16 protein-coding genes and 2 pseudogenes are annotated in these 19,539 nt (G+C 43.2%); 5 read left to right on the top strand and 13 right to left on the bottom strand.

Annotated features, from left to right (window positions below):
* Positions 1-193: 193 nt before the first annotated feature.
* The 10 genes and pseudogenes from tolA to NI465_RS01840 all read right to left on the bottom strand — a co-directional run bounded on the left by tolA (position 194) and on the right by NI465_RS01840 (position 9,414).
* Positions 194-1,465: a cell envelope integrity protein TolA gene (tolA, locus tag NI465_RS01885; RefSeq protein ID WP_253144115.1), complete on the bottom strand. Its 1,272-nt coding sequence runs from the start codon at positions 1,463-1,465 to the stop codon at positions 194-196.
* A 3-nt stretch (positions 1,466-1,468) separates the two neighbouring features.
* Complete coding sequence (gene tolR / locus NI465_RS01880; RefSeq protein WP_005103851.1) at positions 1,469-1,918, bottom strand: protein TolR; 450 nt, start codon at positions 1,916-1,918, stop codon at positions 1,469-1,471.
* The gene (tolQ, locus tag NI465_RS01875) at positions 1,918-2,616 is read right to left on the bottom strand and encodes a protein TolQ (RefSeq protein WP_004645669.1); all 699 of its coding nucleotides are present in this window, start codon (positions 2,614-2,616) and stop codon (positions 1,918-1,920) included. The genes tolR and tolQ overlap by 1 nt, the downstream gene beginning before the upstream one ends.
* 27 nt (positions 2,617-2,643) lie before the next feature.
* Complete coding sequence (gene ybgC / locus NI465_RS01870; RefSeq protein WP_004645668.1) at positions 2,644-3,051, bottom strand: tol-pal system-associated acyl-CoA thioesterase; 408 nt, start codon at positions 3,049-3,051, stop codon at positions 2,644-2,646.
* Between the two features lie 267 nt (positions 3,052-3,318).
* A pseudogene (locus NI465_RS01865) lies at positions 3,319-3,942 on the bottom strand (M20/M25/M40 family metallo-hydrolase); the annotation flags it as partial.
* A 92-nt stretch (positions 3,943-4,034) separates the two neighbouring features.
* Positions 4,035-5,042, bottom strand: a complete 1,008-nt coding sequence (gene ruvB, locus NI465_RS01860) for a Holliday junction branch migration DNA helicase RuvB (RefSeq protein ID WP_004731729.1) — start codon at positions 5,040-5,042, stop codon at positions 4,035-4,037.
* 335 nt (positions 5,043-5,377) lie between these two features.
* Positions 5,378-5,980, bottom strand: a complete 603-nt coding sequence (gene ruvA / locus NI465_RS01855; protein ID WP_004731726.1) for a Holliday junction branch migration protein RuvA — start codon at positions 5,978-5,980, stop codon at positions 5,378-5,380.
* Positions 5,981-6,097: 117 nt separating this feature from the next.
* The gene (locus tag NI465_RS01850) at positions 6,098-7,438 is read right to left on the bottom strand and encodes a deoxyguanosinetriphosphate triphosphohydrolase (RefSeq protein ID WP_253144113.1); all 1,341 of its coding nucleotides are present in this window, start codon (positions 7,436-7,438) and stop codon (positions 6,098-6,100) included.
* Between the two features lie 195 nt (positions 7,439-7,633).
* A complete protein-coding gene (locus NI465_RS01845; RefSeq protein ID WP_004645659.1) occupies positions 7,634-7,765 on the bottom strand; it encodes a putative transporter small subunit in 132 nt (43 codons plus the stop codon).
* An 11-nt stretch (positions 7,766-7,776) separates the two neighbouring features.
* The gene (locus NI465_RS01840) at positions 7,777-9,414 is read right to left on the bottom strand and encodes a sodium:solute symporter family transporter (RefSeq protein ID WP_005265803.1); all 1,638 of its coding nucleotides are present in this window, start codon (positions 9,412-9,414) and stop codon (positions 7,777-7,779) included.
* 1,302 nt (positions 9,415-10,716) lie between these two features.
* Here NI465_RS01840 and purL point away from each other — a divergent pair.
* The 3 genes from purL (at position 10,717) to NI465_RS01825 (ending at position 15,811) form a co-directional block, all read left to right on the top strand.
* Entirely contained in the window at positions 10,717-14,550 is a 3,834-nt protein-coding gene (gene purL, locus NI465_RS01835) for a phosphoribosylformylglycinamidine synthase (protein ID WP_253144111.1), read from the top strand.
* A gap of 304 nt (positions 14,551-14,854) precedes the next feature.
* Positions 14,855-14,980 carry a KGW motif small protein gene (locus NI465_RS01830; RefSeq protein WP_253144109.1) on the top strand — a complete coding sequence of 42 codons (126 nt, stop codon included), beginning with the start codon at positions 14,855-14,857 and terminating at the stop codon, positions 14,978-14,980.
* 84 nt (positions 14,981-15,064) lie between these two features.
* The gene (locus NI465_RS01825; protein WP_195725773.1) at positions 15,065-15,811 is read left to right on the top strand and encodes an abortive infection family protein; all 747 of its coding nucleotides are present in this window, start codon (positions 15,065-15,067) and stop codon (positions 15,809-15,811) included.
* 35 nt (positions 15,812-15,846) lie between these two features.
* Here the strand turns inward: NI465_RS01825 and NI465_RS01820 are convergent, their stop codons facing one another.
* Both NI465_RS01820 and NI465_RS01815 read right to left on the bottom strand, forming a co-directional pair.
* Positions 15,847-16,239 (bottom strand): hemerythrin domain-containing protein, encoded by a 393-nt coding sequence (locus NI465_RS01820; RefSeq protein ID WP_253144107.1) that lies wholly within the window; start codon positions 16,237-16,239, stop codon positions 15,847-15,849.
* Positions 16,240-16,243: 4 nt separating this feature from the next.
* Complete coding sequence (locus NI465_RS01815) at positions 16,244-16,414, bottom strand: hypothetical protein (RefSeq protein ID WP_253144105.1); 171 nt, start codon at positions 16,412-16,414, stop codon at positions 16,244-16,246.
* Positions 16,415-16,480: 66 nt separating this feature from the next.
* Between NI465_RS01815 and NI465_RS01810 the strand changes: the two genes are divergently transcribed.
* Positions 16,481-16,708: a hypothetical protein gene (locus NI465_RS01810; RefSeq protein ID WP_247143447.1), complete on the top strand. Its 228-nt coding sequence runs from the start codon at positions 16,481-16,483 to the stop codon at positions 16,706-16,708.
* Positions 16,709-16,967: 259 nt separating this feature from the next.
* On the opposite strand, the gene NI465_RS01805 is transcribed toward NI465_RS01810, so the two are convergent.
* On the bottom strand, positions 16,968-18,710 hold the full coding sequence (locus NI465_RS01805; RefSeq protein ID WP_253144103.1) for an FAD-dependent oxidoreductase: 1,743 nt from the start codon (positions 18,708-18,710) through the stop codon (positions 16,968-16,970).
* 170 nt (positions 18,711-18,880) lie between these two features.
* On the opposite strand from NI465_RS01805, the pseudogene NI465_RS01800 reads away from it, so the two are divergent.
* Positions 18,881-19,450 (top strand): annotated as a pseudogene (locus NI465_RS01800) (LysR family transcriptional regulator); the annotation flags it as partial.
* Between the last annotated feature and the right edge of the window lie 89 nt (positions 19,451-19,539).

Raw genomic sequence — 19,539 nt, 5'->3', positions numbered from 1 at the left:
TACTCAAATCAACGGATTTATTGTATAGGTGCTTGGGCTACATCATCGCATGGATTTAATAGAATAAAACCATGAATTTATGACCAAACTGTTATGACACTGTGAAAAGTGAATGTTATTTAATCAATTTAAAGTGAAGTTTAGCTTAAAAAATAAAAGCCATCACAACATTATTTATGTGATGGCTCCGTTTTTATTGCGCAGTAAAGGTTGAAGTAAAGCTTCGTGCTTCACGGCGTGCATCTGGATCGGATGGCATTGGATAAGGTGCTGCAGCACGGACTGCAGCTTCTACACTGGCTTTCATGTCTGAATCACTTGAATTCACAATGATCGAGACCACACCGCCATTATCATTCAGGGTTACACGTGCAGTGGCACGCTGGCCTGATGATCCGACTGGTGTATCCCAGGCGCGTTTGATTTTGTTTTCAAAATCGCGCTTCGCAGTGGATGCAATCCGTTTTGATTCCGCTTTTTTCTGTGCAGCTTCTTCAGCAGCCTGTTTCGCGGCTGAAGCTTTGGCATCTGCATCAGCTCTGGCTTTTGCTTCGGCATCTGCTTTGCGCTTGGCATCTGCATCAGATTTGGCCTTAGCATCGGCATCTGCCTTGCGTTTGGCATCAGCGTCGGCTTTTGCTTTAGCCGCTGCATCGGCTTTAGCTTTCGCATCAGCGTCCGCTTTGCGTTTCGCCTCTGCATCATTTTTAGCCTTGGCTGCCGCGTCTGCTTTAGCTTTCGCATCAGCGTCTGCTTTACGTTTCGCCGCTGCATCATTATTGGCTTTTGCTACCGCATCTGCCTTTGCTTTAGCAGCAGCTTCAGCCTTACGTTTGGCATCAGCCTCTGCTTTGGCTTTTGTGGCAGCATCCGCTTTTTGCTTGGCAGCTAAGTCAGCTTTTTTCTGTGCTTCCAGTTTGGCTTTTTGAGCAGCATCGGCTTTGCGCTGTGCATTTAGTTCAGCTTGACGTGCAGCTTCGGCTTCCGCCTTTGATTTTTGCGCTGCATCCGCTTTGGCTTTGGCTGCTGCTTGTTTGGCCTGTTCAGCGGCTTGGGCACGTTTTGCTGCTTCCGCTGCTTGCTGCGCAGCCTTGGCTTGTGCTGCCTCTGCCGCTTTCAGTTCCTGCTGGGCTTTTTGTGTATCGACTTTAGGTGCAGGTGGAGCAGGAGGTGTGGCAGGCGCCGTCGTTGGAACCACTGGAGCAGGTTCTATACTGGGTTCAGCAGTCTGGGTAATTTCTTCTGCGACATTTTCATGTGCAGTTTCCTCAAATTCGGTTTCTTCGCGAGTCACCGGTTTAAGGTCTTCTGGCTTGATCAGAACGGTTTTGATCTGTTTTGGCGGTTCAGGGGGATTACTCATGCCCAGATAAAGTAAGCCCACCAAAGCCACTGCATGGATGCCTAAGGTGAATCCAAGTGCGATGGCTTTTTTCTGAAATGGTGGCTTTTTATAGTTTTTCATACTTTATTCTAATGGCTTGGTCAGTAAACCGACTTGAGAAAGGCCAGCATCCTGCAGGCTGGACATCAAGGCCATGACATCGCCATAAGGACGAGTATTGTGGCCATTGATTACGACATTCAGCACCTTGTTGTCATTTTGCGCCTGGGTTTGGGCATCAACAAGCGTACGCGTCAATTCTTCCAGTGTGACTGGGCCAGTGGCCTGATTTTTATATTCTAGATAATATGAACCATCTTCTTTCAGTGTGACAATGGTCGGAGCATCCTTGGATTCGATCGGTAGTCCGTTGGCCTGAGGCAAGTCAACCTTGATGCCACTTGTAATCATCGGGGCAGTGACCATAAAGATCACCAGCAGTACCAGCATGACATCGATATACGGCACCACATTCATGTCACTTTTCAGTGGCTTTTTAATACGCTGAAAGCGTCCTGAACCTTGAATCGCCATTAGTCTTTGTCCTGAGTTACGCCCACAGACTGACGTTGCAATAGCGCCACCATTTCTTCGGCAAACAGCGCACGGTCAGAGTAGACCGTTTCACCTTTGGCTGTGAAATGGTTGAAAGCCAATACCGCTGGAATGGCTGCGAACAGACCGATCGCCGTTGCAATTAGTGCTTCGGCTATACCGGGTGCGACTGTCGCCAAAGTCACCTGATCAACATCTGCCAGACCAATAAAGGCATTCATAATGCCCCAGACCGTACCAAACAGACCGACATAAGGCGCGACCGAACCGATACTCGCCAATGCGCCCAGACCTTGTTCCAGATGACCTTGGTCACGGCTTAAACCGACACGCAGAATACGCTCTGTTCCTTCAATCGACTGGGCAGTCGGCGCATGGCGTTTTTTCAGTTTCAGGAACTCGCCCAGACCCTGATAGAAAATATCTTCAAGGCCGGTACGTTTAGAATTGAGTTGTGCATTGTTATACAGGGTATTTAACTCAGCGCCAGACCAGAAGATTTTCTGGAAATGTTCATCATCGGCCTGGGCTTTTTTATAACTCATATAGAGCCTAGCAATCAGATACCAGCTATATATTGAGGCTAACAGGAGAGAAAGCATCACCAGTTGTACGACAGGGCTTGCTTGTAAAATAAGATCTGAAACTTGAAGAGATGATTCTAACTGAGTCGCCATAGTTGTTACGTGTGCCAATAAATTTTTTTAGTCTTGTTCCAATTCTTTTTGAATTAGTTCGCGGATTTCATCCGGGAGTCGACGTGGTCGCATCTCTGCACTGATACATGCCAACTCAACCTCACCTGATGCAAGCATGATTTCACCACGATAAATATTTTGTTGCAATACAAATGATGAAGCTTTACATGAAATGACACGTGCCGTAACAGTAATTAAATCATCCATCAGGATCGGACGCATGTATTTGACATTAATTTTATGCACCACAAAATTGTAGTCTGTCTGATGCCAGTAATGGCTCACTCCAGCGGCACGTAACCATTCGGTACGGGTACGTTCCATATAGCGAATATGATTGGCGTGATAGACAATGCCACCCGCATCAGTATCTTCAATATAAACGCGGATATTGAATTCAAAGTGATTCGCCATAGTTTTGTTCCATGCAGATTTTCGAAATTTTTGCTTGTTTTTAGATGCAGGAGAGGGATTAGAATTTGCCGGATTCCTGCCAAAAGTCAAGCAATTTAGCGGTTCAAAGTTTAGCATTGTGAGTTTTGAGACCAATGGCACAAGATGTCAAATCTGGAGATAAGTCGCCAAGATGAAGTACTGATCGCTTAACAGCTCATTTATAAAACAGCAGCAGATACTAAAATGCGCGAGTCCTTGGAGCCGCGCATTTTTAGTAATAGAAGATTAGCCTTTATTTTTCTGTTTCCAGTTGGCCTGAACCTGCTCAGCTACTTTTGGATAGTCCAGAATAAAACGGACATGGCTTTCGACCCCGGTTTTCAAGGTCGCATCATCGACAATGAAATTCGGGTTATGGTTCGGTGCAGCTTTTGCCGGATCTTGATCTGCTGGCGTGGCACCGACAAATACGAAGAGCGATGGCATGAGCTGGCCATAATAAGCAAAATCTTCACTGGCGCTGGCATTGTTGTCTAAAACATGCAATTTATCTTCACCATGCACGTTCGCCAAGGTTGGACGCATCAATTCAGTCAAGGTTTTATCATTGGTGGTTACCGGGGCATAAGGTGCAATTTCGACTTTTACTTTGACATCATTGGCTGCGGCATTGTGTTCCAGCATTTTTGGTAAGTCTTTTAAAATGCCCTGACGTACATCTTCACTATTGGAGCGGATGGTGCCAACCATATTGACCTGATTTGGAATGACGTTACCGATGGGGCCGCTCTGGATGCTACCAATATTGACTGCGCCCATACCTTTGGTCAGATCAGCTTTAGGGCTGATCAGAATTTGTAAGTTGGTCACTATCTGGGCAGAGGCATAAATCAGATCTTTATCTGCCCATCTTTAGAGCTTGAAACCGTTATAAAAAAAGCTGAAATTTTAATGAAAAACATAATATTTCAAAATAAAAAAGCAGCTTAAGCTGCTTTTAATCATTTATCCTTTGGCTCAGGCGGCATCATCCCAAACTGCAAATACGCCATATTGGTGGCAATACGACCACGCGCGGTTCGCATCACATAACCTTGCTGAATCAGGTAAGGCTCAATGACATCCTCCAACGTACCAGAATCTTCTGCCATGGCTGCTGCCAAGGCTTCTACGCCAGCAGGACCACCATCAAAACGCTCAAGCAACATTGATAAATAACGGCGGTCGAGTGTATCTAAACCATCTTTATCGACTTTGAGCATGTCCAAAGCACGTTGGGCCATATCCTGATTGATCTCACCGGTACCTTTGACCTGAGCGTAATCACGAACTCGACGCAATAAACGGTTGGCAATACGCGGTGTACCTCGTGAGCGACGGGCAATTTCTTTTGCGCCATCTCCCGTCATAGGTACATCCATCAAATTGGCTGAACGCTTGACAATGTGGGTTAAATCTTCAACCGAATAAAACTCTAAACGTTGCACGATTCCGAAACGGTCACGCAGCGGAGAGGTGAGTAGACCTGCACGTGTGGTTGCTGCAACCAGAGTAAATGGTGGTAAATCCAGTTTAATCGAGCGCGCAGCAGGGCCTTCACCAATCATGATATCGAGCTGATAATCTTCCATCGCCGGATACAGGATTTCTTCAATCACGGGTGAAAGACGGTGAATCTCGTCAATAAACAGGACATCGCCTTCTTCCAGATTGGTTAGCATCGCGGCTAAGTCGCCGGCACGTTCCAGAACCGGACCAGAAGTTGACTTAAGATTGCCACCCATTTCTCGGGCAATAATATTGGCCAACGTGGTTTTACCCAGACCTGGGGGGCCAAAAATCAAGGTGTGATCGAGGGCTTCTTCACGGCCGCGGGCTGCACCAATGAAAATTTCCATCTGCTCACGAACCACGGGTTGACCGATATAGTCATCTAGGGAAGTCGGGCGAATGGCACGATCGAAGTGATCTTCGGGTTTTTCAGAACCACTGATGAGACGGTCTTGCATAACGTTTATATACCAATATTTTAGTGATCCTTTGAGCTGGTAATTTTGACACGGTCTCAAATATGGATCTGAATCCTAAGATTTTCGCCTAGGCGAGGAATTGAATTTTTGCAGAGTCTTTCCAATCAGATTTATATCTGAGTATTAACCTGCGGTTCGCCTTACTTTTGTTTCGGCAAAAGTAAGCAAAACCACCGTCATTCGCAAAACTCGTCGAATATTGATTCTTATCGAATATATCGCAGAAACATTTAACTATAAATGTCTCCTGCCTCAAACAGTTGCGAATGACTTTTACGCGTATCAGATTTTATCCTGTAACTTGGATATCATCTCTATTTGTTCATCGACTTTAATGCCGCGCGAATGATATCACTGGCTTCAGTAAATTCACCTTTGGCAGCATTCACCAGTTTTTGTGCTTCAGCAGGTTTATAGCCCAAGGACTGTAATGCAGCTTCCGCTTCAGCCACGGCTGAATTGCCCATAAACTGAATTTGTGGTGCAGTTGAATTACTTGGGGCAGCACCTGAAGCCATGGCTTTAAAGCGGTCACGCAATTCAATCATCAGGCGTTCAGCAGTCTTTTTACCCACCCCCGGAACTTTGACCAGAGTATTGATATCTTCATGTTCAACGGTGTGGATCAGCATTTCCACACTTAAAGTGGAAAGAATACCAAGCGCCATTTTCGGACCTACGCCGTTCACCTTTAATAAGGTACGGAAAATGGTTTTTTCCTGCGCATTGATAAAGCCATAAAGTAACTGGGCATCTTCACGAACAGCCAGATGGGTCCACAGGGTAATTTTCTGGCCTTTTTGCAACTGACAGAAAGTGGTTAAAGGGGTGTCAATCTCATAACCTACGCCGTTTACATTTAATAAAACAGTCGGTGCTTCCAGCGCCAGCACTTCCCCAATTAGGCATCCAATCATTTTTTATACATACTCAAATTTAATACAGGCATAGTAGTCAGCATCTTCGATAAAGGCAAAACTCTATCATTCAAATCCAGTGATTTTGCTGAGATTATCATCAGGCGCTCGTTCACATTAGAGTAACCCGGCTTTATTGCCATGCAGTTCCTGCGCCAGATTATAAGCCTGGTGATCAGAAAACTTGGAGACAATATCTAGCACCTGCATAATGTTGTCATAATGATCAGCGCTAAACTGCGCACCCGAGCGTTTTAAAATAGCCATCAAACGCTGTTCCTTAAAGCTCAAGGTTTTGTGCGGTGTGGTCAGTGGAATAAAGGCATCCAGAATCGTTTGTAAACTTTGATGCGCGATAATTTCCAGACCGGCTTTTTGCGGATGTTCGAAGATCTTGTCTCGCGCCAGTTCTTTGGCCCGGTTAATGCCAATTTCAATGTCGGCACTACAATAACCCAGCAATGAAGCTTGCAGTTGGCCCATCAAAATTTCCTGTTGATGTCGCGCAAAAGCTGTGGTGACTTCATCTACCAGACGTTTCATGACCCGACCACGTAAGGCGGCAATTTTTTGTTGCCAGGTGGTATTAGGCAGATTGATTTCTTCAGGTGTGCCATATTCTCCCAGCAAGTTTAGGAAAACTGGCTCGACTTCGGCATAACTGAGCATATTCAGGCTAATACCATCTTCCAGATCAATCAGGGCATAGCAGATGTCATCCGCAGCTTCTAGAAGATAGGTCAGCGGATGACGACAATAATGATATTCACCAAGCTGGATTAATCCTAGCTGTTCAGCAATTTCCTGCAAAATCTCTTTTTCAGACTGGTAACAACCAAATTTAGGACGTCGGCTGGCAGGGGTGTTGCCAGTCGGGTCAATCGCCTCAGAGAGCCACGGATATTTAAGATAGGCACCGAGCGTGGCATAGGTCAGGCGCATGCCGCCATCATAAGGATGGTAATCGATCTTGGTCAGCAGGCGCAGGCCTTGGGCATTGCCTTCAAACTGGCGTACATCGGCTTCCTGTTCAGGACTCAAATCTTTTAAAAAGTCGGTATGAGATGCATCGTCAAACCATTCCCGAATGGCGTATTCACCGGCATGCCCAAAAGGTGGATTACCGATATCATGTGCCAGACAGGCGGCCTGAATGATGGCACCGACATCAGCCGGAGAAATCCAGGCAGGTAAATTATCTTTGATTTTTTCTGCAGCCAGCATACCGAGTGAACGGCCAATACAGGAAACTTCCAGCGAATGGGTTAAGCGGGTATGAATGCCATCATGCTGGGTCAGTGGATGGACCTGGGTTTTGCGGTTTAACTGCCGGAAGCTTTGCGAAAAAATAATACGGTCATAATCTTTATGAAACGGGCTACGTGCCAGTTCAGTGCTCTGCTTTTTACTACCAATCCGAACTGTCGAAAGCAGTTCTAACCAACGCATTTGAGTCATTTATCATTATTCAGTGATCCACTATTTGCATCATGCCAAAAAACTAGCTCCTGCACTAGGGCAGTGCGACATGAATTGTCATGCTGCATATGGTTATTTCAGTCAGCTGGAAAAGACTGAGATTAAAAATCGAAATCATCAAATGAACAATAAAAAAGCAGACTCAATGGCCTGCTTTTTGTTTAGGATGAAGAATCAAATTAGCTCTTCGCCATTTTTCTTGGCCTGTTGTGTGTCTTTATAGACATTCAGGCAAATCGTGAACAGGACCAGGCTTGCCACCAATGGCCAAAAAAGTACATATAGGGTCAATAATTGACTTGTCATCTGAAATCTCCTTATTTACTTTTCTCAGATAGCTGGTGAAATTCAATCACCATCTTGTTGATTTGTTTAAAATCAAATCGTTCTTTACTGTAGACCAGCGTCAACACCGTACATACCAGTGCACTACTGCCATAAGCTGTTAGTGAGCTTAACAAGGTGCCGTATTCACGCAAGAAACCGATGGTCCATGGCATGAAGCCAATACTGGCCAATATGCCAACGACCAGACCCACTTTCTTGCCAAAGAAACCAAAGGTCATCAGACCCAGCACCACACCAATCCCCAGGGTCGCAACGAGTTCAAAGCCAAGTGCGATCAATCCCTGAATCGGAAGCCATTCAAAACGTACTATCAGAAAGCTGAAAAATGCGAGGCCCACTGACCAGTTAAAGGCCCGGGCATTCACCTTGTCCCAATACAGGCTGACAATCACCGGGAATACAATAGAACCCCAAAGCGCACCCACAAAAATCAGCATCGACAAAATGTCAAACTTCAAGGTGGCAATCACAATCCCCAGCATGGTGGCAACGATCATGGTCATACGGCCAATAAACAGCATTTTCTTTGGATCAGGACGGTTTTTCGCAATCTGTTTGCCATAAATGTCCGTCATGACAATCGCAGACAGGGCAGACAGATCCGAGTCAGCGGTAGAAGACAATGCTCCAATCACCATGATGAATAACAGCGCGACCATAAATGGAGAAAGATAAGTCGCTGCCATTTGCGGAATCAGGTTATTCAGGTTGCCATCAATGGGCTGAATACCTGCAAATAGTGCCAATAACCCCAGCATGCCTAGACCAATGACAATTGCAGCATAACCAATGGTTGCAGTGATAAAACTTGGTTTGATCAGGTCTTCACGGACTGCAAACAGGCGCTGGGCAATGGTCTGATTACCAATCGCGTAGGCCAATACCGCAACAAAAAATGGTGCACCTTGTTCCAGAAAGGCTGTTTTAGAGAAAAAATCCAGCTGTTCCGGCTGCAGGTGATGAATCCCGCTTTGAAACAGGGAAGGTCCGCCTAAGGTAAAGAACAAGGTTGGAATAATGATCACAGCCGCGACAATCATCGCCACCAGTTGACCAAAATCGGTAAACACCGAAGAACGGAACCCCGACCAGAGGGTATAGGACAGTACACCGATACCGGTAATCAGCACGCCATGGATAAAGCTTAAAGGAGATAAAATTTCAACCAGTGCCCCAGCGGCGGTAAAGTTCACCATCAGGCTGATGACGCTACCCACAATATTGGAACCTGCCAGAATCATCTGGCTTTGGTTGCCATGCCGGGCATGCATAATTTCTGCCAGGGTGTGGGCATTAGGCGCCAGTTCACGAAAGCGCTTACCAAAGGGATAGATAAATAAAATCATCAGCGCACCCCATAAACCATAGTGGAGGGCACCGGAAACGCCGTATGTATATCCGGATGAAGCTGCTGCATAAAATGATGCGGCCCAGATCCAGGTGGCGGTCATACTGGCCGCAGACATTCCAAATCCGATGGAGCCATTCGAGACCATGTAGCCATCAACATTCTCATTTTTCTGTTTAATACGTAACGATAGTAGAAAGGTGATGCCATAGAAAAGCACCATCAATAGTACAGTTGCTGTACTAGTGAATTGAAACATACATACTCCTTAAGCGGGTCACCTTTTGTTTTTGAAAATTAAATCATTGGTGACAGATTAAGGCTCTAAAATAGACAGAGCAGTGAAGCTATAGAACATCAAAAAGTTAGTGTCCGAATATAGAATTTATATTCATCTCTACAGCAGAAAGGAAAAACCATTGCTAGGTTCAGAATTTGGACATTTCCTCAGCAATTCGGCTAGAGCTTAACATAAAATCATCAAATTTACTGATGAAGTATCTATTTGGTAAGATTTTTAGCTGATATAGACATGTGAGTCTGTAGCTCTGTTAGTTGAATAAAAAAGAAAATTTTTGATATTTTTCTATTAATTACAAATATTTATTTTAAATTTTCAAGTTAAATAAAACATGGTAATAAGGATTAAATAAAAAAGTAACAAAATTTTATTATTAATCATTTCTTCATTATTTTTTTATATGAGCCTCATAATTCCTGGTGAATTTTCTTATAAATACGAGTGGTGTTTTGCTATTTATATTGTGCTTTTTACGCATAATAGAACTAATGAATAAGTGATGAAATTTCAAAATATTAGATATGGTGGAGTAATTTTATGGATATGATTTTTGGTCTTTTAGATGAGTAAATTCCGCTTAATTATGATCTGAGAAGATAAACATCAAATATGAAAAAATAAAAGGATCAAAATAAGGAATTTTATTTTTATTCTTTTGGAAGATGAGAATAGATGTCCGGTTTTTATTCTGAAGATTATGTCAAATTAAAATGCCACTCATTATTAATTACTCATTTATATGGCAGAGTAATTTGCCTCTGGTGCTGTAATGGAGGAGATGAGCGGAGAACTGTTCCTTGTATTGCAGAACGGCAGAAGACTTTTAACCAGTTTTCTAATCTTAGAAGTCAAAGTTAGGAGTCACTCAAAAGAATTAAAAACAGTCTCAAAAAATACGACTTCATGAAATCTTGTAATCAAGTATTTCATTTTGGCCTAAATCGGAGTTTTGGCAGGTCATGACAATAAAACCTGAATTTGAGTTTGCACTGATTGTTGTTGAAAAATAATACAATTTTTACATATAAAATTATTCTGAAGCGGTTTTGATTTTTCTTTAAAAAAATGTGATAACCTGTGCGACTACATTCAATTTTCCTGACTGAAAATAAACGAAATATTTTAAAAGTCCAGGATATTTCAGACGTAGTTTTCTGATTTGGCATCTAGCCGATTTCCTTATTTCACAGTAGAATATGCGCTCTCTCAAGTCACATTGTGGCATGGTTGTTCAGACCATCCCGTGGAGCCAAAATCAGCATGTTTATCGTTGCCGGTGCACCCGCACATTCTTCTTTTAAGAAAACTCAACTATTATCGCGTTTGACGTCAATTAGTTCTGTTCAATCAATTGAAAGTCAATGGGTCTACCTCTTTGACCAAGCGCTCAGCGAGCAACAACAGCAATCAGCTTTACAGCTTCTCAACGATGGTCAATCTTTTGAATTGCACCAGGCTGCAAGTGATGAAATCCAGATTTTAGTCACACCGCGCGTCGGAACCATCTCTCCTTGGTCCTCTAAAGCGACGGACATTTTCAAAAACTGTAATACGCCGGTTCATCGACTTGAACGCGGCGTTTTATTTACTTTGAAGGGCGTAAAAGAGCTTTCTAAAGAAGCATTGCAAGTACTTCACGACCGTATGACCGAAAGCGTATTCAATGCGATTGAAGATGCTGCGGTATTATTTGTGGAAACGGCGCCAAAACCACTGAACTCGATTGATATTCTGGGTGAAGGTAAAGAAGCACTTGTAAAAGCCAACAACGAGTTTGGTTTTGCATTATCAATGGATGAAATTGATTACCTGACTGAAGCTTTCATCAAGCTAGGCCGTAATCCGAATGACATCGAACTGATGATGTTTGCTCAAGCCAACTCTGAGCATTGTCGTCATAAAATCTTCGGTTCAGAATGGACGATTGATGGTGAAGTTCAGCCATTGTCATTGTTCCAGATGATCAAGAACACCTATAAAGAATCACCAACAGACGTATTGTCGGCTTATAAAGACAACGCTTCGGTGATTGTTGGTTCGGATACCCAGCGTTTTTATCCAACCCAAGAAGACAATGGTCATCAAGTTTATAAATACAAGAGCCAGGCCGCGCATATCCTGATGAAAGTGGAAACCCACAACCATCCAACTGCGATTGCACCATTTGCCGGTGCAGCGACAGGTTCAGGCGGTGAAATCCGTGACGAAGGTGCGACCGGTCGTGGTGGTAAGCCTAAAGCAGGTTTAACCGGCTTCACCGTATCTAACCTGAATATTCCGGGCTTTGAACAGCCTTGGGAAGAAAACTACGGCAAACCATCGCGTATGGCATCGCCGTTACAAATCATGATTGAAGGCCCATTGGGTGGTGCTGCGTTCAATAACGAATTTGGTCGTCCAGCTTTAAATGGTTACTTCCGTACTTTTGAACAAAACGTCAATGGCGATGTTAAAGGTTTCCATAAGCCAATCATGATCGCTGGTGGTTACGGAAATATCCGTCCAGATCACGTTGAAAAAGATCCGATCTTACCGGGTGACTTATTGATCGTGCTCGGTGGTCCAGCCATGCTGATCGGTCTTGGCGGGGGTGCTGCATCTTCTGTAGATAGCGGCAAATTGGGCGAGAACCTTGATTTTGCCTCAGTACAACGTGAAAACCCGGAAATGGAACGCCGTTGCCAAGAAGTGATCGATACTTGCTGGCGCATGGAAGACCACAACCCAATCGTGTCGGTACATGATGTCGGTGCGGGTGGTGTATCAAATGCCATGCCTGAACTGGTGAATGATCACGAATTGGGTGCGGTGCTAGATCTTCGTAAGATTCCATCTTTAGAACCTGGCATGTCGCCAATGGAGATCTGGTCAAACGAAGCGCAAGAACGTTATGTATTGGCGATTCGTCCATCTTCTTTAGAATTATTTGAGTCAATCTGTGCGCGTGAACGTTGTCCGTTTGCAGTACTGGGTGAGGCGACTGAAGCACGTCACTTAACCGTTGAAGATCCATTGTTCGGCAACAAACCGGTGGATATGCCAATGCAGGTGATGCTTGGCGGTACTCCGCGTATGAGCCGTTCCTATGAAACGATTGAACGTAAAGGCGATGATTTTGACGCGGCTAAAGTTACGGATTTAAAAGGTGCGATTTATCGCGTTCTGAAAAACCCGACAGTGGCTTCTAAATCATTCCTGATCAGTATTGGTGACCGTTCGATTACCGGTATGGTCGCGCGTGACCAGATGGTGGGTCGCTGGCAGGTTCCTGTCGCGGATGCTGCAGTAACAACTACAAGTCTTGTCGGTTACACCGGTGAAGCAATGGCAATGGGTGAACGTCCTCCAGTAGCGTTGTTGAATCCTGCTGCATCAGCACGTTTATCTGTGGCTGAATCGATCTCTAACATCATGTCTGCGAAGATTGAAAAAATCAGCGACATCAAATTGTCTGCAAACTGGATGGCTGCTGCGGGTCAACCTGGCGAAGACCAGGCATTGTTCGAAGGCGTGAAAGCTATCGGTATGGAAATGTGTCCTGCACTCGGTATCGCGATTCCGGTCGGTAAAGACTCATTGTCTATGCGTACCACCTGGAATGACGAAGGTGAAGACAAGTCTGTGACTTCTCCAATGTCAGGTGTGATCACTGCATTTGCACCAGTGACTGATGTACGTCAAACATTGACTCCTGAATTAAAAGATCTTGAATCTGTACTGGTTCGTATTGATCTGTCTAAAGGTCAGTTCCGTCTAGGTGGTTCGATTCTGGCGCAGGTGTATAAAGCAATCGGTTCAGTGACGCCTGATGTCGACAGTTTCGATGACTTCAAAGCATTTTTCGCATTGGTTCAAGACTGGAACAACCGTGGCTTAATCAAAGCGTATCATGACATCGGTGATGGTGGTTTATTGGCAACTGTTGCAGAAATGATGTTCGCTTCACGTCTTGGTGTCGCACTTGAAGATCAATCTGTTGCTTCATTGTTCGCTGAAGAAATCGGTGCAGTTCTGCAAATTGCCAAAGCAGACTGGGAAGATCTACAAGCTGAAGTTGCAGCATCTACGCTTAAAGATGCAATTGCAGTGGTGGGTACTGTAAATAATTCTGACCAATTGTCTGTAAATGGTCTGGTACTTGAACGTGCTGATCTGCAAGTGGCATGGACTGAAGTTTCTCATCAAATCCAGCGCCTGCGTGACAACGTACAAACTGCGGATCAGGAATTTGCTTTAATTACCGATAAAGCGCACAAAGGTATTATCGCCCAACCAACATTCGACTTGAATGAAGCGATTGAAGTACCATTCATTAACTTGCGTCGTCCAAATATGGCAATTCTACGTGAGCAGGGTGTCAATGGTCATATCGAAATGGCTGCAGCATTTGACAAAGTGGGCTTTAATACCGTTGACGTACATATGAGTGACTTGCTGGCAGGTCGTATCAGCCTAGATGATTTTGAAGGTCTGGTGACGTGTGGTGGCTTCTCGTATGGTGACGTGATGGGCGCTGGCGGCGGCTGGGCGAAATCCGTATTGTTCAATGCTAAATTACGTGACCAGTTTGAGAAATTCTTTAACCGTCAAGAAACCTTCTCGCTGGGTATCTGTAACGGCTGTCAAATGTTGTCTCAATTGGCCCCATTAATTCCGGGTGCGGATGCTTGGCCACGTTTCCATCGCAATACGTCTGAAGTATTTGAAGCGCGCGCAGTGAACGTTCGTGTAGAAAAATCGAATTCAGTATTGTTACAAGACATGCAAGGTTCGATTCTGCCAATCGCTGTGGCGCATGGTGAAGGTCGTGCAGTTGCAACGGCGGAAAACTTTGCTGCATTGAATGCATCGAATCAGGTTGTTCTACGTTATGTAGATAGCCATGGCAATGCAACTGAACAATATCCATTGAACCCGAACGGTTCACCAGAAGGTATTACCGGTGTAACGTCTCAGGATGGCCGTGCAACGATTATGATGCCGCACCCTGAACGTAACTTCCGCGCGATCCAGCATTCATGGAAACCAGAAGACTGGGATCAGGATGGTGCTTGGTTACGTATGTTCCGTAATGCACGTAAATTTATTGGTTAATTCACTTTAGCTTGAAAAAGGGTTGCGCAAGCAGCCCTTTTTTATTGCAAAAATTACCGGAATAGCGGCAAAACTGGAAAATCTTTCAGCTTTTGTTTAAACTAGCTTCATCAATTGCCACCTTTAGGTGGCTTTTTGTTTTTTAATTTTTTTAATTTTCTTTCTCCCTACGGACTTGGTTTAGATTTTGCTTTCATATTGTATATAAAGTGCTATGGTATGTTTTATGCACAACTTTATTGCACTATAAAAGAAAGATGGAATAGATCGGTTCAGTATCAATTCTCAAAGATGAGGTGATGACATGGCTAAGACGCTCAGAATAATGGATAGAACAGAATTACGTCAGAAAGGTTGGTGGTTATTTGGTTTTGTTGTTGGCCTACAGGTACTGTTCTTGGTAGGTAGTTATTTGCTACAGGGTTCTTGATCAACAGATTTAAAAAAGCCACCGAGAGGTGGCTTTTTCATTTTTAAAATTATATATTTGTTGAAAATGGGTGAAAAATATAAGATGGATAATCAGGAAAAATTAATAAAAATAGAAACTATTCAGAATTTACTTATAGCTCATGCTACAGGTAGTAATGAAAATACTAGCGAATATGAAACTTTAAGATTCTATTTATTAAAAGAAGCTGATATTAAAAATTTATTACCAAAATACATTCTAACGTGTAGGAATCTACAGCAATTTTGGCAATTTATTAAATTTGAATATGCAACATATGCTGAAAGACGGGATTTCATTTGGAAGTCCTTTCAACCCATATTAGAAAAACTAGAATTTAGTAGTGAAGTCCCTTCTGATCAAATTATAAAGAATGTCGTTCAAAATATAGATTCAGATTATATCCATACAATCTGGAACAAAGCCTTAGAAAGAAGAACGACTGATCCAGATGGTGCAATTACTCTGTCTAGAACTCTTTTAGAGTCAACATGCAAACATATCCTAGATGAGCTAAGTGTAGAATACGGTAATGCTCCAGATATAAACCAGTTGTATAGATTAGTCAGTAGTAATTTAAACTTGTCTCCATCACAGCATACAGAGCAGGTATTTAAGCAAATCTTAGGTGGCTGTAGTGCGATAGTTGAAGGTTTAGGCTCATTAAGAAATAAAATCAGTGATGCTCATGGTCAAGGCAAAAATAATGTGAAGCCTTCTCCTAGACATGCTGAGTTTGCAGTAAATTTAGCAGGAACAATGGCAGTTTTTTTATTTTCTACTTGGGAAATGAAAAAAGAAAAGATATAAAAAGACTACCCTAGGATAGCCTTTTTTATATTTACTTAAACACGGCTATACATGGTACAGAGCTCTTTTTCTTCACGCTCAATACGTTGCACCAATGCAGAACCAATCGCTTCATATTCTTCTTTAAATTCAGCAGCAGATGCACGGTTTACCCCAAAATCCATCCAGTGATCTATAAACTTAATCACAGTCCGCTCAATGACACGCATTTCCTTTCTAAACTGACGTAAAGATAAAAATGCCTGGCTTTGTTCTTTTAAGCCTTGTTCCAAGTAACCATAAAACTTGATATTTTCAGCATCTAAATGCGCTTTAAAATCTTGTTTAAATTGAGCTAATTGATCAGGCAGTAAATGATATTCCTGTAGATTTAAAGAATTGCCAATGTTGCCGTACAGATTCAGAAGTTGTTGGTGATCTAGTTCCAAATGTTTAATCAGATTCGGATAAAAAGGAATACACATCATCATGTTTAGAGGTGGTATCAATCGAGTGACGATTACCCAAATCTAGCGCCGTTTCATTTTGTGGATTGTCCGCTTTGGATGGGTTAAATCCATTGAAAAGTGATGAAAATAACTGTTTTAACCAATTAAATAACATTGGGGGAAATCCTGAATTTAGATTTTATTTTCAAATCAAGATCATCCATTCTTTTGATTTGAAAACATGAAATTTTTGCGTTTAAGTGTTTCAGGCCGGCATGTCATTGGCATTGCATTCGCGGTATCAATGAGAGGATCAAAACTTGAAGTTAAGTTTTCGACCATTCCTAAAGCCGTCGAATATCTGGGAGAGATTTGCCATGACATGTGCTTATCTCATAAAGAACATATCTTGCTGAATGAGTGGGGGGAGAAGTTTGAACCACAGATCAACAAAATGAATGTGTCTTAGCTATACAAGGCAGAACAGTATGACTAAACCTGAATGAGTTTAGCTAAACTGCATTAATGTGAAATTTATCACAAAATCAATCGTATATGTGTATTGGTATGGGTGAAATGATTGCGATTAAATGAGTTTTAATCAATTAGTGAGTTTAGGAAGGAAATTTTAGAACAAAGTGGCTTCAAGAAAGGCTGAGAGTCAGTATATGTTGTTATTTTAAAAGTATAAAAAACCACCCGAAGGTGGTCTTTTCAAAAATTATTCATTAAATAACTAGCTGAACCTGTTTGAGTACTGCTTTCAGCGTATTTTCATAGTCAAAAGCATCATTGGTACTGTCCTGATAACGCCAAGCGACATAACCATCCGGACGAACCAGCACTGCGCCAGATTCATGGATTTCAGATTTACTGTTCCAAGTGCCATACACATCACGGTAGTCACGAGAACCGATCTGAATCACATCTAGATAAGGTAAGTTCAGTACTTCAACAGCCTGTTTCCAGCCTTTGCCAGATAAACCTGTGAGCAGGGTAAAACGACCTTTACCGGTAATATCTAAAGTCGACTGCTTTTGACCTTTGGTATTGATCAGCCAGGTATGCGGAACTTTAGCACCCGGGCGAGTCGTTGCCTGTAAATAAAGCTGTTGATCTCGCTCAAATCTTTCAGGCTCAGATTCGCTAATCACTGCATTGGAGCTATATCGCTGGTTCAGCTCTACACCTTGTGCATTAAATTCGAAGTTTTTAATTTCCAAAGCTTCAAACAGCTTTTTGCGGATTTCAGCCCCTTGCTCATCTTCCGAAAAAATACGTTCCAGCATTTGTTTTTGTGTAGTCACACCATTGTCAAAACCAAAGACTTCTTTCAGGTATTTATAATCAAAACGTGATTGATTCGCTCGCGCCACAATTTGCTTGCCGACCGGTGCACGCTCAGTCGTATAGGAATCCAGCAGGGAAGGTGCAGCCCAGCCTTTTACCGCGTATGCTAGTTTCCAGCCTAGGTTAAAGGCATCCTGCATGCAGGTATTTGAACCTAGGCCACTCGATGGTGGATGACGGTGTACCGCATCACCACCGCAGAATACGCGACCTTTAGAATATTCAGTTGCCCAGGTCTGGTTCACATACCAGTACGACAATTTCTGGATTTCGACTTCTTCGACTTCAGTACCAACAAAAGCATTCAGGCGGGCACGGACCTGTTCTTCAGTAACTTGTGGTTCGCCTTTGGAAATGTCAAAGCCCCAACCCATGATCCATTCATTCCATGGCGTAATGGCACGTAACAATCCCATACCGAGATCGCCAAAGCTGGCTTCAGGATTCACGATCCATTGCAGAATCGCAGGACGGTGCTGAACGTATTGAGAAAGATCAGCTTTAAAGGTCACATAGACGGTACCGGCACGTGCCATCACGCCTTCCAGTGGCAAGCCGAGCTGTTCCAATACACGAGATTTAGCACCATCCATACCCACCAGATATTTTGCTCTTAAGCTAAATTCAGTATTGGTAATGCGGTTCAGGAAAGTAGCAGTCACGCCATCTTCGTCCTGCACATGTGACAGGTATTCAGTATTGAAGTTATAAATTGCACCACGTTCACCGGCATTTTTCACCAGTAAAGTTTCCATTTTTGGCTGAATCAGATCGACTAATGGACATGGACTGCCTTGGATATAGTCACCATGACGTTCATCACCGGTACCCCATGCACTTAAACGGGCGATTTCTTCGCCGACCAGACTGGTGGTAATCAGGCTTTCACCCATCTGTTCCCATGGTGTTGCAATCTCTTTAACCTGTTCTTCAATACCTAAATCACGTAATACTTCCATGGCACGCTGATTGGTAATATGGGCACGCGGACTATTGGCCAGCCAGCTAAACTGGGTAAACAGTTGTACCTTGATACCATAATTCGCCAAAGCCAAACCTAATGTTGAACCTGCAGGACCGGTACCAATGATCAGAACATCAGTGTCATAGTGTTGTGTCATACAAGACTCCATGTGTATAGGTGAAGAACAAGCTATCTATATAATCAGGCAGTCTAGTAAAACAGGATCTGTTGATATAGCGATATTCATATAAACTATCGACCTATTCTTATTTGCAATACGTGGGTCATAATCTTAAGATGCTGACCTGATCAGAAACCGGGCAGGCTATGGAACTTCGACATTTACGCTATTTTATTACTGTGGCGCAGCAACAAAGTTTTACCAAGGCTGCCGAAAAACTGTTTACCGCTCAGCCGTCATTAAGCCAGTAAATTAAGGATCTGGAGCAGGAAGTAGGCGTCATGCTGTTTGATCGTTCATCCAGAAAGGTCAAACTCACCGATGAAGGGCAGGCTTTTCAGATCTATGCCGAAAAAGCACTGGAAAATGCTAAACTGGCAGTAGCAGCAGCGCGTCAGGTTGCGCAGCAGAAAAATAACCAGATTCACATTGGCTTCCTGAATGTCGCAGAAATAAAAGTGATGCCACAGATTCTGGCCCAGCTTAAAAAAACCATGCCGGACTTAAAAATCCATCTGCATAGCCTGACCTGTATGGAACAGATTCAGCGGCTAAAAAATGCTGAACTGGATTTATGTATTACCCGCTTTCATCTGGACCATCCAGATTTTGAGAATATTCATTTATTAACCGAGCAAATTTATCTGATAGCCGCTCAGCACTTACATTCTACAGATCGAATCCTGAAATTACAGGAACTAAAAAACCATAATATAGGGTCTGTTGACATTTACTGTTCATAATTAACCCTATAAAGGTAGCCATAAAAATATACAGGCTAAAGCAACAGAACTTTGATAATTTC

This window comes from Acinetobacter lwoffii, assembly GCF_024129855.1.
Lineage (GTDB): Bacteria > Pseudomonadota > Gammaproteobacteria > Pseudomonadales > Moraxellaceae > Acinetobacter > Acinetobacter lwoffii_L.
Note: the sequence above shows the minus strand (reverse complement) of the source record. Positions and strands in the feature narration are given on the sequence as shown.